At 52.9% G+C, this 15,012-nt stretch carries 9 protein-coding genes; 1 reads left to right on the top strand and 8 read right to left on the bottom strand.

Annotated elements, in window-relative coordinates; all coding sequences use genetic code 11:
* Nucleotides 1–18 precede the first annotated feature (18 nt).
* The 7 genes from F1593_RS06460 to F1593_RS06430 all read right to left on the bottom strand — a co-directional run bounded on the left by F1593_RS06460 (nucleotide 19) and on the right by F1593_RS06430 (nucleotide 12,192).
* Nucleotides 19–1,479, bottom strand: a complete 1,461-nt coding sequence (locus tag F1593_RS06460) for a 5'-methylthioadenosine/S-adenosylhomocysteine nucleosidase (protein ID WP_149400731.1) — start codon at nucleotides 1,477–1,479, stop codon at nucleotides 19–21.
* A gap of 35 nt (nucleotides 1,480–1,514) precedes the next feature.
* The gene (locus F1593_RS06455) at nucleotides 1,515–3,281 is read right to left on the bottom strand and encodes a hypothetical protein (RefSeq protein WP_149400730.1); all 1,767 of its coding nucleotides are present in this window, start codon (nucleotides 3,279–3,281) and stop codon (nucleotides 1,515–1,517) included.
* Between the two features lie 2 nt (nucleotides 3,282–3,283).
* On the bottom strand, nucleotides 3,284–5,245 hold the full coding sequence (locus F1593_RS06450) for a hypothetical protein (protein WP_149400729.1): 1,962 nt from the start codon (nucleotides 5,243–5,245) through the stop codon (nucleotides 3,284–3,286).
* Nucleotides 5,246–5,404: 159 nt separating this feature from the next.
* On the bottom strand, nucleotides 5,405–7,804 hold the full coding sequence (locus F1593_RS06445) for a hypothetical protein (RefSeq protein ID WP_149400728.1): 2,400 nt from the start codon (nucleotides 7,802–7,804) through the stop codon (nucleotides 5,405–5,407).
* A gap of 48 nt (nucleotides 7,805–7,852) precedes the next feature.
* Nucleotides 7,853–9,289, bottom strand: coding sequence for an SPFH domain-containing protein (locus tag F1593_RS06440; protein WP_149400727.1), 1,437 nt, complete (start codon nucleotides 9,287–9,289; stop codon nucleotides 7,853–7,855).
* Between the two features lie 30 nt (nucleotides 9,290–9,319).
* Nucleotides 9,320–10,837 (bottom strand): Hsp70 family protein, encoded by a 1,518-nt coding sequence (locus F1593_RS06435; protein WP_149400726.1) that lies wholly within the window; start codon nucleotides 10,835–10,837, stop codon nucleotides 9,320–9,322.
* Nucleotides 10,838–10,950: 113 nt separating this feature from the next.
* The gene (locus F1593_RS06430; RefSeq protein WP_149400725.1) at nucleotides 10,951–12,192 is read right to left on the bottom strand and encodes a caspase family protein; all 1,242 of its coding nucleotides are present in this window, start codon (nucleotides 12,190–12,192) and stop codon (nucleotides 10,951–10,953) included.
* Nucleotides 12,193–12,685: 493 nt separating this feature from the next.
* On the opposite strand from F1593_RS06430, the gene F1593_RS06425 reads away from it, so the two are divergent.
* Nucleotides 12,686–12,943 (top strand): hypothetical protein, encoded by a 258-nt coding sequence (locus F1593_RS06425; protein WP_149400724.1) that lies wholly within the window; start codon nucleotides 12,686–12,688, stop codon nucleotides 12,941–12,943.
* Nucleotides 12,944–13,043: 100 nt separating this feature from the next.
* On the opposite strand, the gene F1593_RS06420 is transcribed toward F1593_RS06425, so the two are convergent.
* Nucleotides 13,044–14,801, bottom strand: a complete 1,758-nt coding sequence (locus F1593_RS06420) for an MFS transporter (RefSeq protein ID WP_149400723.1) — start codon at nucleotides 14,799–14,801, stop codon at nucleotides 13,044–13,046.
* Nucleotides 14,802–15,012 lie beyond the last annotated feature (211 nt).

Here is a 15,012-nt window from a genome sequence, read left to right as displayed (position 1 = left end):
ATTTCAGCTCAGGCCATTCTACCTCTGATATTTCTGGATTGTGGTAGCTACTGAGCGACTACGTTCGGCAGTGAGGGTAGACATGTGCTGTAAGGTTGCAAGATTGACAGCGGAATTCTCATCCCTTTGATCCCAGACATCGAGGTGTTTGAGGTTGACAGGCGGAAAGGAGAGCAAGAGCGGCTCGGATGCGAGCACAACTCCCGACTGACCATGAAAGGGTATGGTGAGCTTAATACGATACCAGACATAGGCAAGGCCAGGATCATCATTGCATTGTCCCAGATTAAGCTGAATGCGATCACTCTCCCCGGGTTGAAGCTGTTGAGATACCTTGAGCGTTTGCTGCTGACCCTGCATATCTGGCGCTAATTCAACCTCATATTGCTGGCTGGCTGGTAGAAAGGAACGTGTGCTATCCTCCGCTTCGCGATAGAATGGACCAACATCAAGGATGTCAAGCAAAACACGCGTCAGCAGGATAGGACGACTTCCAGCGTTATAGAATGTTAGATCGAGCAGCGTCTTCTGATTGTCCTCAGAAATATACACATCCGCCAATTGCAACGGCTGGTTGTCCTGATTGCTATCCTGCTGGCTGGCTGGAGGAGCCGACCTCTGCACGTGTGCTTGCGCGCCTGATTGCGTCGCCGAAATCGCGGCTGTATCCATGCTGGCTGAAGCATTTACAGGAGGATCTAACTGAGCCAGGATCTCAAAGGCGAAGGCGCTGGCGGCACTGGCGGCACGTGGCTGGCTTCCCTGGGCATCACTGTTCTGCTTATTATCCAACAAATCTGAGATACCACGAATGATCAATGCCTTGACAGGCTCATTGGCATGGGCCGCTTTGAGGAGGCCGCGTCCCTCCATCTCGACGGCCAGGGTATCGTTGTAGGTGTTTTTAAGGAAGGTGACGATCTGAGCATCAGCCGAGGCCAAAACCTTTTCACCAGCGGCAATCGCTCCAACAAGAACGATGGGTGGCTCGCTCTCCTGTGCCTGCGCGCTAGCTGCGGTGGTAGAAGAAAGTAGACGCTGACGCCAGTTGTTCTTGCGCGCCTCCGCCCTGGCACGCTGAATCAAACCATAGCTGGACTCGCCAACATCCGGTCGCGATCGGAATGAGGAACGAAAAAGCGACTTGCCTGACTCATAGCCATAGACTTTCGTAGCCGCAACCACATCACCGACCCGGACATCCTTAATCCCTCCCGCCACGCCAACAAAGAGGATAATCTGGGGCTGGAAATAATTAATGGCCCGCTCAGCCTCAAAGGCAGCCGCATTATTGCCCGCGCCAGTCTGTACCAGACAGATCTCCCAGCGCTGGGAACCTTCAATAAAGCTCCCGACAGTATAAACCGTACCTTTATGGATCTCTTCACGCACAGCGCGGAGATGTGCCAGTACCGCCAGAAACTCAACCTCAAGCGCGGTCAGGATCACCGCTCGTTTATCTGTTGTCTGTGTTATCATAGGACAGTTATCCTCTTCTTCGACTCTCATATACGCTACGCAGCAGTTTCGGTCCCGGAATTAGCCCCGGAATGATATATGCCTTGATTGTAGATAAAGCTGATGTTGCTACTGAGCGAAAATCCACCGAGCAGCCCTATCAGAATGCCACCTGAGAGGCTAATAATGATTGAAGCAGTGCTATCAGGCACGAACCAGCAAATGGTGGCAAGGATAAACCCATAAGCAAGCGGTACGCCCAGGCGATACCACCACGGAATAAGCCGGGCGGCTGGCGCAGGATTACCAGCGCATTTGAGATGGATTGTGATGGCATTGCTGATCTGAAAGCCAAACCAGAGACAGACCAGCGGCGCAACAACAAAAAAATCCCACCAACCAAGCAGGCGCGTAGAGTTGAGCAGGGCAAAAACGATCCCAACCAGGAATGCGCAACCAAATGCGCGCGAAAAACGATCTGATAGCTTGCTCTGTGCGCGCAGGCTTTGCCAGAAAGTGGGATAGAGCGCGCCCTGGAGCGTAATCACCTCTGGTCCACGCGCGCCGGGGATGGAACTGTAGTCAAGCGGAAATTTGACCTCAAAGCGTTGGCCGCGCGGCAGGTCAGCGGTATCGACGCTGAGAGTCAGGGTATCTTGATGGTGGAAACGATTGGGTTTGACACTGCCAATGGCGCTGGTAGCCTTGATGCTTGCGGTCAGCGGCACGCGTTCCTCATCCCCTTTGTTCTCGACCTGTACGCTGACAGTAGCCGTCTCGCCTTGTTGCTTGATACCCAGCCAGAGGGTCTGTGCCGCTGGTTGAAATTGCACTCGTGGTGGACGTGCCTGCAGGTGGAACTGAATCTGTAGTGGAATCTCACGCGGTGGATCGCTATTCTCAATCTTGAGCAGCATCAGCCCGACATAATTCTCATATGGTTCCAGCCTGTCGAGATGAAGTGCGATGGTACACTTTTGCTCGTATGCTCCCAGCGCGGGATCGCTGCCCGAAGGCAATAAAGCAAAGCGTTGCTCACTCAAGCCATTATTCAGCGTAATCCACGAGGTGGTGGATGCGAGGGTGCCAAACACACAGCCACGCAGCCCTTCATGATAGAGGGTAAATTCAATGTATTCAATTTGATCAGGCAGGCAGTCACCTGCGTTGAAAACATAGGTCGCGCCGTCAAAGAAGGGACCCTGTATTCCGACACCTGGACGCTCAATAGCGGGATTAAGAATAGCGATGCAGCGCTCAATACCCTCATTGATATTCATACGCTGCTCAGAGATGGCCTCAATGAGACGTTCGATCTGCTGCGCGAGTCGCTTACGGCCTGCCGCGAAGATCAGATAGCCTACCAGTACATGCACATCACGCGTGGTATGCATAATCCATTTATGGGTAGTCGGCCATTCCTCATCCAACTTCAGGCCGACCTGACGCAACGTCAGGGCAGGCATCTCCGTATCGTAGGCCGTAAAAGGATCAAAGAAGAAGGGCTGCGGCAACTGGTCATCCAGCCCCTCTGTATCCTCGATTTCAAGCTCACCCCGCGCTTTCTGACGCGCCTCTTCCAGCAGCTGATTATAGGCCGCCCGCGCCTCCTCACCGGCAAGCAAGTACTGCTCGATGAGCGGGAGCGTGCTGGTAAGTGTCTGTCTGGCGGCTTTCATCTGCAATGGATTATTGAGGCGCGCCTCAAGCTGCTCCCGATAGGATTTCACAGCTTGCTGGATCGTATCCTGGCTGGCGTCCTGCGCCACGCCCAATACTTCATAATAGCTTTCGCTCGCCTGCACAGTATTATGATTGATCATACCTATTCCCTCCCTGGCAAATCCAACAGCATTGCGTAACGCGTGCGTAAATATTTTTCTAATTGAGAACGGATAAGAACGATAACTTGCATGATTACAAAACAGAGTAGCCAGAGTATACCATCACCAATCAGGTAGGGCGCGCAATTCAGCAGCGTCTGATTATTGTTATCCTGTAAGTAAATGGAAAGAATGGGATATTGCAGGCGCCAGATTACGCCAACAATCAAAAAGAAAAAGAGCCAGCCTGTCCAACGCCGATAGCTACGGGCGTTACTGCGTGGACTTTCGTCGCGATGCCCTTTAGCATAACCACATCTAAGGCCAGCAAAAGCGATCACAGCGCTAAAAATCAATACGGCAAGCAGATCGAGCGACTGTAATGGCGCGACAGCCTCAACAACCGACATCTGGAGTAGAGGAAAAATAAAGTCAGAGGGGGTTGTCCAGGTGCTATACCAGGGGGCAGGAACCAGGAGGGGCAGAATTTTGAAGACGGTAAAGCTGAGCAGCAGAGCAATGAGGGCATTCCAGAACAGGCCCGGCAGGTTGCCGCGCAATCCCCATAGCCAGAGCTTGCCGCGCAATCCCTGATAGTAGCTCTGAGTGCGTATGGTAACCGGAAACTCCTGTACAATCACCAGCTCATTCTTAGCAGCGAGCGTCTGGAGGACCAGTTTGCGTTGATAGCTTTTGCCACGCGCAAGCCGGGATAGCTGCCAGAAGGAGAGCAAGGATTGGACAGGAAATGCCTCTTTTTTAAGTCCATGGGCAAATAAGGGATTATCGGGTTTCAATTCAACCCAATCGCCTTGCGGGCTGGCATCCAGGCGCAGCTTGAAGCTGACAAAACCACGTGTCAAATTCTCTACTTTCACGTTCACCAGCTTATGATTCAGCTCACGATCCCAATTTTTAATCGCATAGCCATCTTCCTCGCCATCAAAGGTCACCCGTAGTTGGGGTTTCTCCAATGTCGGTACAGCGTGTTCCAATAAGAGTTCCAGGCCGACACCGCGCTGATCTTTCTTGCGATCATAGCGTGCCAGGTGCTCAATAAAATAGCTGCGCACATCGGGAAGCTGATGACAGGCAGCCAGCCAGAAAACCATGGCTCCTTCAAAGAGATTGCGTTCCCCCAGATGCCAGTGTTGATCGCACAGCGCGGCTAACTCCTGTGGATCTCTGGCGCTGGGAAGGGTACTTAATGGCTGCCACTTTGTCTCGCTGTAGAGCCGGAAGGGGCGCTGCATGTCCATCCGATAGAGCGCCTCATTGAAGGCATGGAAGTCAGACACCTTATTCCAGGTCTGATAATTCCCAATATCAGTTGCCAGCGCCACATCACCAAGCTGGAAGAGCACCCAATGCTTGAGCTGTCCCATGCGCAGATAACGCTCACCATCCGCCCATCCCTCCTGACTGGCCTCACAGGCAGCCACAAATTCCTGAGTGGTCAATACCAGACGGCCACCGACCGAGAGCGCGTTTCCCTTGCGCTGTGGCTTCATACTCTCACGGTATGCAGCCAGGCGCTCTTCATCCTCGATCAGTTCCTGCCATTCTTGCAGACGATCCAGCATCGTTGTCTTCTCAGGCGAGCGGGGCGCACGCATCCAACCTTTCATACTCTTCTCAAGCGCAGCCTCGATGGTGGAGAGGGGCGCATCAAGCGGCAACGAGAGGACCGCAAAGAGACTATCAGGCGGCAATGGCGGAGGCTGGGAGAGACTGATTGTGCGACGCGGCCCGGCAATGGTCTGAGCGCTCTGAGTCTGAGCTTGTGATGCAGAAGAGAGCGGAGCGGGAGCTGTATCAGTCGAAGCCCAGGCGATTTGCTTGCCCTGCTGTTCCGCCTCCCGCTGACAGTCCGCACAAATAAACAAATGGTTGCGCATCTCATAGAGTGTGACGTCCGCACCTGAAAGCCGTCCACACTTGACGCAACGTGCATCAATTTGCAAGCTGCTGATATCCTTCATTACAATCCCTTCTATCATGCTATTGGCTGCTAATATAGGAAAGTGAACCGGGACCCGACCTCGGAACCCAACCCCCCTTCACAATCCCGCATCTATTCGCCCCTATGGGATCGTCATTCCCTGCTCCTCTTTGCGCATGATCTATAAATTGATCAGGGCTGTTTCCATTCCATACAGAGAAATGACGGCTTCGCGCTCGCTTAAGCGGCTTACCCGCGCTTGCTGACGCGTGGATAAATTCAGTAATGCAGCGGCGGATCTTTGCATACTGAGACTAAAACTTTGTGTGATAAGCGTGGCTCCGGCTTTACTGATCAACTCAGAGGAGAAGAGATCTGGACGCCGGTCGCTGAGCAGGGTTCCCACATGAGCACGTCCTAATGAGAGCAGGAGCGGCAAGAGTATTGCTGTGCTCGCCTGCTCATGAGCATGTTGCTCGTCACTGATAGGCGCGAAGAGTCCATGTGCGTCCTCCAATGCGATGATGCCACGTACGCCATCCCCTGCGGTGGCAGGCCGGGCACTCAGCGCCAGCGCCAACCAGGACCATAAACATCCTTGCAAGACACGGGTATGCAGATCATTTCCCAGTTCACCGAGTTCGACGACCGTAGCTTCTGACCACAGGTCGCTCGCCGCTGTGGCACTGGCATGTAACAAAGGCGCGGCAACGATTGCCAGATCGCGCAGGGGCAGGACGCAGCGTGTACGCAGCAGGGTACCAACCTCGACTGGGACTTCCGGACTGAGAGCAAGCTTTTCCAGACAGGACGCCAATGCATCCAGTTCAATAACCTGTCCACGCGTGGTAGCCGTCCATCCCTGCGCCTCATAGGTCGTGTGCAGGGCGCGGCGCAAGAGAATACTGGCGGCTCCATCCAGTCGATAGGATGCCGCCAGCACCCTGACCAGACTATCCAGAAAGGCAGGATAGGTAATGCCAGGTGGGGGTAGGAAAGGATGCAGGGGCAGTATTGCGCTTCCCAGCAGGGAATCAAGCGAGATACGCCGCACCCCCAGAACCTGCGTGGCATCACTATCAAATGGAGCGCTCCCACGGATCAGAATCCAGGGAATATTGCGGGCAAGCAGGCCAACAAGGATGTGCTGCAAAGCCAACTCACGCGGGCGGTCAGCATCCCCAAGGATCAGTGTGGGGCGCTGCAAATTGGCAAATGGGAGCGCAAGCGTAGTCCCGGTCGGAGTGCCACGATCCAGGATATGACCAAGCGGAATGCCCTGTCCCGGCGCAGTCAGGATGCGCGGCGGGGTAAAAGGCTCATCTCGTACATCCAGGCCAGCCAGTCCACCGTGGCTGGGAGCAATCGGCAGGCGAAACGCGCCCGCTGCCTCCTGGACAGTCACAAGCTGGCGCAAGCGCAGGAGAGGTGGATATTGTTGGACCAGGGGCGAGTTGCCCCAACGCACAAACTCCAACCATTGCAGGTTAAAGCGTGCCCAACGACTATCCCGGGCCGTTGGCTCAACACGCGTCCAGCGGCTGGGATAAGCATTGCCAGCATTCGCCATCACCTCTGAACCCAGCGCCTCAATCAGATCATCCTGTGCAATGGGAGCGCCCACAACTTGCAAGCGCACCAGAAAGAGGCTACGCTGCTCACGCACCAGATTTTCATAGACCTTCAAGCCCAGGTCAGCACGCCTGCGCACATACGCTTCAAAGATATCGCTTTGCAGCTCGCGCATAGCTTCAACCAGCGGCCCGCTGATGACCGTCTCCCCCTGGGATGATTTCTGATACCAGCTCGCAAGCTCGTGCAGGACAATGATTTCCTGGTCACTGAGGCGCTGTGGACGAAGCGTGATGGCAACCATGCATAATTCGCGTTGACGCGCCATCGTCTCGAAGAGCCGCGCCATAGCAGTATAGTCCAGGGCCGCCACAAAAGGATGAGGAATATAGTCTCGCGCATACATGACCCCACCGATGCCCCGCACCGTCGGCCAATCCTCATATTTACGCAATTCAACGATGCTACGCAGATCAGTGAGCTGTGTCAGCGGAAGCGGCTCAAACCATTCCGCGAAACTATGGCTGGAAAGACCATTGGGATCAGCCGCCTCCTGGATTGGCACCAGAGGATAAGAGAGCGGAGCCTCGTGAGGAAAGATGGCACTGAACTTATCCCATAATCCCAACGCCAACTGACGCGAAATCCGCTCATCGGGATGAAAGACCTTCCCGATGAAGGCAATACCGACCTGCGCATAGCCGCCTTCCTGCGGCCACGCCACCAGCCGCATCTCAAAGGTCGAATGATTATCGCGCGATTGCGCCAGATCATAGAGAAAGCGCACCTGTCGTTCAAGCACGCGTGTAATATGTAACGAGGTATCCTGTTCAAAAGTATTTTCGTTTGTCTGCACATAGGCAGGAATAAACGGTACTTCAGCAGCCCAGAGCGTATGATAGCCATAGACGGCATCCGCAATTGGACCTTCACGCGGAACCATTTGCGGTCGATCCACCATAGCAATCATACGTGGCGAAGTATGGATATACGGTTGCGGTAGTTGCATTGCACCTCTTCTCACATGCGACCCAGCGGCCCACGAACATGGTCCATGCTACGGCAGATCGTTATTGATCTCTTGCGCTATCTCTACCAGCAGGCGACCGGCCTGCCAGCTATTGAGAGTATTGGGTACCGTCCAGGTCAGGCTTCCAGTGGCCTGACGTACCTGCACAGTTGGTGCGACGGTAGGATAAAGCACAGGACAGTGAAAAACAATCAAAGGAAAACCATCCGCACGGGGGGACTGGACCATCAAGACCCATTCACGCGTGGTTGGATTGCCATTCTGATCGCGCAGTGGCTCAACCTTGCCCACCCCCACAGGAATAAATCCCTGCTGTTGCAACGCCTCCAACTCACGAGCGCGGCGGGCACTCTCGACTGGCTCTCCACCTGACGCAGGTGCGCCGGATGGCGATCCGCTGCTGGGCGGGGAGAAGGGTGAGGTGTTTGATAGCGTCGTATTGTCATACAGTTGTCCAGAGACCTGAGGCTGGGCGCTATTATAGAGAGGTCCTGAAGCTCCCGGAGGTGGCGCTGGTATGCCCCGAGGATCGGCGGACGGTGGATTTAGATATCCAATCTGGCCGGTTTGCCCTGAAGTCAGTTGTCCGGTCGTGTCCCGAATAGGTTGGATATTGACACCAGGATTGAGGCCCGCCGCGAAGGCCATATTGCGCAGGCTCGCATCATGTTTGAGCAACTCGATACCAATTGGAGTATCCTTCAAGGCCAGAATAGATGGCGCGATATTCAGCAATTCGCCCTGAGCACGCAGAGAGGCAGCGGTCTTGACCGCACCCTGTTCTTTCGCCTCGGCCTCAGCAACCTCACGGCGTACACGCTCCACCAATTGATAGTTCGCCATCATATTGCGATCATGCGCGGTATTGGGCTTAAACTCGCGTACAAAGACCTCCTCAACGCGAATACCCACGCGGCGCTCCGCATTATCGCGTCCTGGAAGCGTTAAGCGATCATAGATTTGTGTGCGCAGATCAACGGCCCACTTGCCCAACTGGTCGTAGGGAAGATTCCCAATCAATTCAACGACCATATTCTGGAAGGAAGAGGAGAAAACCGAGAGAGGATTGCGATATTGCAAAAATGTATCAATGTCGGCCAGCCTACAAACCAGATCAAGCGCTGCGGTCACATCGCAGGCCAGATCTACAGCGGCGGCTCCCGGCACGTCCTGCGGCATAGCAGGTCCCTTGACGCGCCCTTTGACGGAAAAAGGGAGCATCTCGACCCGCATATTGATACGTTGCTTTTTCCATTTATGACGGAAGCCATTCCACCAGCGATGCGGCCCCGGTCCAAGTGTCTTAAATAAGAGGCCATCGCGATAAATCAGACATTTCTCAGTCGCGTCGACCTGTACGCGATGGAAACCGATCAGATTGGGATGTAACTGCTCTTCCGTTAAAATGAACACATTATGTTCATCATCCAGCTCAACAATAGTATTATTTTCATCCTTTGGCATCGGGGAATCCTTTCTCTTTTTGCATGCGAATCAGTGTTGTACACGTTGCAGTGCGCCCGGTACAATCTGTTCATTCATCACAATTTGAATATGGATCAGGCCACTTTGATCCTGCAACATTTGGATCATGGCACGGGTTCCCGCATTCAAGCCAGGCGGCAGCGTAACAATCGTCTCACCTAAATAATCTGCCGCATCAAGCTGAGTCTCTTCACCGCGATAGACCGCGATGGGTGGAAAATTACTGGATGCGCTGGCAAGGCGGACCGCGTAGGGTGGACTCCAGGTATCGAGTGGATCGCCCGCATGCAGCATAATCAGCTTGACCTGCTGATCACCGCGTGCATTGAGGATCGCGATACCGACCGCGTAACTTACACAATCCACGATCAGGCCGCCAGAGAGCAGCTGAAGGCCCGCTTCCTGCCCTTGCTGAACACGCTCACAGTTCGCCGCCTGATAAGCCGCCCCAAGGGCGACACTCAAATCCAGATCTAAAATACGCTCAGGTGGCTTCCCAAACAGATCCTCCAGCATCGCTTGTACGGCTGGAATGCGCGATGAGCCGCCACAGAGCAGCACGCGCTCAACCTTTTCAGGCGTGAGCCGGGCCCGCTCCAGTGCAATCTCTACTGCTGTCTGTAACTGGATCAAATGCAGATTGATCTGGCGCTCAAACTGGCGACGCGTCAGGATAATACTGGCAGCAGGAGCGCCAATGGGCGCGAGTTCGACAGTAATCTCATTCTGCTCGCTTAACTGGCATTTGGCCTTCTCAGCCTCGACGACTAACAGATCACTGGCAAGATGATCGGAGGGATAACGCTGCTGCGTCTGACTCTCATAGCGACGCTGCAACTCGCCTGCCAGCTTATTGGTAAAATTAATACCGCCCAGTTCTTCAATCCCCTGTGTCGCCAGTACCCGCGCATTCCCCTGTTCATCGTGCTGGAGTACAGTAGCATCAAAGGTGCCACCACCCAGATCGAAGACCAGTGCCACGCCCGGCTGGACCGCTTTCCCATGGCTATAGGCCAACGCAGCGGCACTTGGCTCATTCATCATCTGCAAGACCTGTAATCCGGCCATCTCTGCAGCAGCCTTTGTCGCGCTCCGTTCGCCATCCCCAAAATGAGCTGGCACGGTAATCACTGCCTGGCTAACGGGAAAGCCAAGTTGGGTTGATGCATCGCGTGCCAGCTTGGCGAGAATCGCCGCCGAAACCGCGACAGGCGTGGTCCGAAAGCCACCAGTCAACAAACCACCATCCGGCGGTTGTCCGATCATACGCTTTACGCCGCGCACCAGAGAAGCCGTCAATGGCTCGCGCTGCTCCAGAGGGGCAGATTGTACCAGATCCAAAGCGGACTGACCGACAACAAAGGTCCCTTCATGCCAGAGCGCCACCGATGGGGTTGTCAGACTTCCTTCCGCGTTGGGAAGCGCCTGTGCCTGACCATTTTGATCCAGGATAGCCACAGCGGAAAAGGTAGTCCCCAGATCAATCCCAATCGTGTGAATTTTTCTCTCTCCATCACCAACACTCATACATAATCATCTTTCATTTTTCATCTTTCATCTTTCTATAATCCCCCACCCTTACGGTACTACCTGCCATTGCTTTTTATTCATTAAAATCTATAGAATCCTCATAGCTGCATTCAGCGTGTAGAAAGATAGAAAGCCATAAAAACAATCATAGCAGTTTCAAGTAGTAAGAGTAGCCAATAAATAGGTTCAAAGCTAGCCAGAAAAGCCAGAGCGGGATTCATAACCGGGATACGCCACTGGAAATGATCAAAGCCATATCCTCCCAGGAGGGCAAGTTGCACCACAAAGACAGGAATGGACCAGCGTGTAACAGCAATCAGCAGGATAGGGGCAATGATTCCCCATAGAGCGAACGCACCAAAGAAGAAGCCACCTAATACGGGTACAGTCGCCGTGGCAATACTACAAAGCAGCAAGGCAACAAGCAGCGCAACGCTACCGATGATCAGCTGCTGGCGCGAAATGTGAGCGGCTTGTTGTGGGATAAAGGTTGGCAGGTGAATCTCTCCATACACATTAGTCAATTTAGTACCGGGTTTGAGAGGCTCGATCTTTTCTTTCACTGCCTCGCTGGAACGAGGTTGTCCCCGCTGTAGCTCGATTTGACCGGCCCCGCGAATAGTAAACTGCGGGACCTGGCGATCACGGGCAAAGCGTTGGGAAAGATAGTGGGCCAGCCCCAGCAGACTGACAACGCCCTGCTCATCGCCAGCCAGGCCATCGCGCCAGCCCTGAAGAATCTCATCGGTATAGATGCCATGCCCGCGCTCTTTCGTCTCGCGTGCCTCCTCTGAAGAACGACAGGCGGCAAAAATAGCAATCGTCTTATCCTCACGCCCCTGTAACGTCTCGATAGCCTTCTTCGCCTGCTCTACCGGCGAAATATGGTAAACGCGCTTCATATCCTGTACATTGATAATATCTCCGCTAAAGCAAGCATCAATAATCGCAATATTGCAGTCCGCGCCGCTCCTATGTAGCAAATCATAAATATCATTGAGACGGATGCCACCATGATTGGGATTAGCAGGATCAACATCATGACAACATAAAAGAATACGATCATCCAAAGGATGGGGCGTCCCATGGCCTGCGAAATAAAAGAGCGCCACCGTATTACTCATCTGTCGACGTGAGAAAAAGGTCGAGTTCAAGCTCTCCTGTACCGCGAACTCGTTGGCCTGCCCATCCAGCAACACATCCACACGCTCCACCTGGAATGCGCTGGAGGAAGCGAGCAGTTGACCAATAGCCTCCGCATCCGCACGGGCGAATTTTAGCCAGGCATCCTTTGTGCGTCGATCAGAATACTCATTTAAACCTACAACGGTTGCTCTAAGTGAGGCGGTCATATGATACCTTTCATTGAAAAGAAGTGCTATCCTCTGCTAAAGTATGACGCCAATAAAGAGAGTTTATCCAAAACATTGATAAAAATACTAGAGCAGAAATAAGTATAGTACTATAGTATAAGACTGCCAATAGCCTCATAAGTATACGAAAAAAGTGAGCTTATGACAAGCAGTTACTGCACAATTCCTACCGATATGAATGGATAATAGTGCATCATCACTCCCAAAAAGGTATCTTTTTAATGGTGATTTTCTGTTCTTTATATATGATATATATGATGTTTCGCGCTGTATGATGTTTCGCGTCAATGGCGCTCAAAATGGCTAAGGCCTGCGTAAATCTTATGGCAGAGATGAGATCCGCAGCGGGCCTGTAGCGGATGAGGACGGATATACGTATCAAAAGAAATGTTATGATAGATGCATGGGGAACTGAATACTCACTCTCCATGGTTATTTATTCCTGTACCAGATGTGTAGAAAGGAAGAAGCAGTGAGTACACGCGATTTAGGTCAGCATGTGGTGGAATTACATGAGCAAGAAGGGGCACTGGCAATCACAGGAGAAGGGGTCCGTCTGACGCTCACGCCACAGGAGGCGCTCGATTTGCAACATTGGCTGACCGGCCAACAGTCGCTCCTGCAAGAGTGCGCTCGCAGGCATGCCGAGCAGGCGGTTCCAGAGATATTGCGCGAAGAGACCTCACATCCAGATCCGACAGAACGAGAAGTGCCAGTCGACGAGCCCTAAACAGTGGTGTCGCAACAAACAGAGCAAAAAAGGAGCCGCAGCATTGAATACTGCGGCTCCTTTTTTGTCCATAGAAAATGGAAAGCAAAGGGCGAGAATCTTACTCAGCAGCCGAAGCTACTGTATCGAAGACAGGCTCGGACACCTGCTCAACCAGGCTCTCATCCTCAATGACCGTGGGACGTATACGGATCATCGAGATGAAACAGCCAACCAGACACATCGCGGCTGAAACGTAGAAGGCGATGTGCAGGCCAGAACTGAGAGGACTCGCAATCAGATTAGGGAAAAAGGTCTTGCCAGCCAGATTGCTCATGCTGGCAGGTGACAACAGTTTCTGCACGGCTGTGGGCAAGAGGGTTTGCATAGGATTGTAGCCCAGGAAGGCTGCGAAGAGGGCGGCCACCGGGGGCAACTGTGCAATCCCGGTCGCAATCTTGCCCGGCAAGCCAGCCTGGGTGAGACCGTTAAAGAGAGCGCTCGGTAGCGAGGAGGCCAGACCAGCCGTCACCACGCTAAAGAACATACCCATACTGATCACCTGAGCAGCATTCTGGAAGGTACTACGCATGCCAGAGCCAGCTCCACGCATGGATGGCGGCATACTATTCATCACCTCGGTGGTATTGGGCGACGAGAACATTCCCTGTCCCACACCGATAATAACCAGTGTCAGGGCAAACCAGATATAGCTGAAATTGATCGGCAATAACGTCAGCAATATAAAACCGACAGCCTGCAAAAACAGACCAAAGATCGAGAAGAAACGCGCGCCAAAACGATCTGACAGCACGCCGCTGAGGGGTCCCATCACGACAAAGCCCAGCATCTGTGGCAGCATATAGATACCAGCCCACAGGGGAGTATCCTCAAAGCTGTAGCCATGGAGCGGCAGCCAGACGCCTTGCAGCCAGATAATCAGGATGAACTGCAAACCGCCACGCGAGAGGCTGGCAAGCAAGTTTGTGATATTGCCATAGGTAAAGGCGGGAATCTTAAACAGATGCAACTGGAACATCGGATCTTTAATATGCAGTTCGATCCATACAAAGAGGACCAGCAGCAAAATCCCACCCACCAGTGAACCAATTACGAACGGATTTCCCCACCCCATGGAGGAAGTGCCGTACGGCTCAATACCATAGGTCAGGCCGATCAAGGCAATCGTCAGACCCAGAAAGAAGGTAATATTTCCGATATAGTCGATGCTCGGGCGTTTGGTCATAGTTGGCGTCGTCTCACGCAGCATCAGATAAGCCCAGATGGTCCCAAAGATACCGACCGGCACGCTCACCAGGAAGACCAGGCGATAATCAATCACCGAAAGGACACCGCCCACAACCAGACCGATAATCGAACCCAGCGTCGCAATCATCTGATTGATTCCCAGCGCCATACCACGCTGATTGGCCGGAAAGGCATCCGTCAGGATAGCGGTACTATTCGCCATCAAGAAACCACCGCCAATTGCCTGTACAATGCGGAAAAGAATCATAAAGATGATAGCAGTATTCCCGGTACCGGGCGTAAAATAGAGGAGAATACTTCCAATGGTAAAAATCAAAAAGCCAAGATTATAAAATTTAACACGCCCAAAGATATCACCGATACGTCCAAAGGTCACAACCAGTGTAGCGGTAATGATCATATACCCCATCAACATCCACAACAGATAATTCGACTCGCCTGGAGCAAGCGGGCTGACACCAACCCCTTTAAAGATCGCAGGCAGCGAAATCAACACAATACTTCCATTCAGGGTCGCCATCAACACGCCCAGAGTCGTGTTAGAGAGCGCAACCCACTTATAACGCGGGCCTACGGGCCGAGCAGCCCGTGTACTTTTCGTTTGAGACATAGAAATCCTTTATATAATCCTTTACCACGCTGTATCACCTTCACCACTGTGTGTCATTGGTACTTTTTGTGGGGTTCAAACTACGCATGCAACGGCTTGTCAGCATTGTCACATCGATACTTGTTTGAAAACAATACTATAAGAAGAGTGAGAGATAAGAGTTTAGTGCTGTTTTATACGCCTAGTATACGCTTGAATATTTATAATTTCC

The sequence above is a fragment of the Dictyobacter arantiisoli genome (assembly GCF_008326305.1).
GTDB classification, from domain to species: domain Bacteria; phylum Chloroflexota; class Ktedonobacteria; order Ktedonobacterales; family Ktedonobacteraceae; genus Dictyobacter; species Dictyobacter arantiisoli.
The sequence above is the reverse complement of the archived record's forward strand: the minus strand, read 5'-3'. Positions and strand labels throughout refer to the sequence as shown.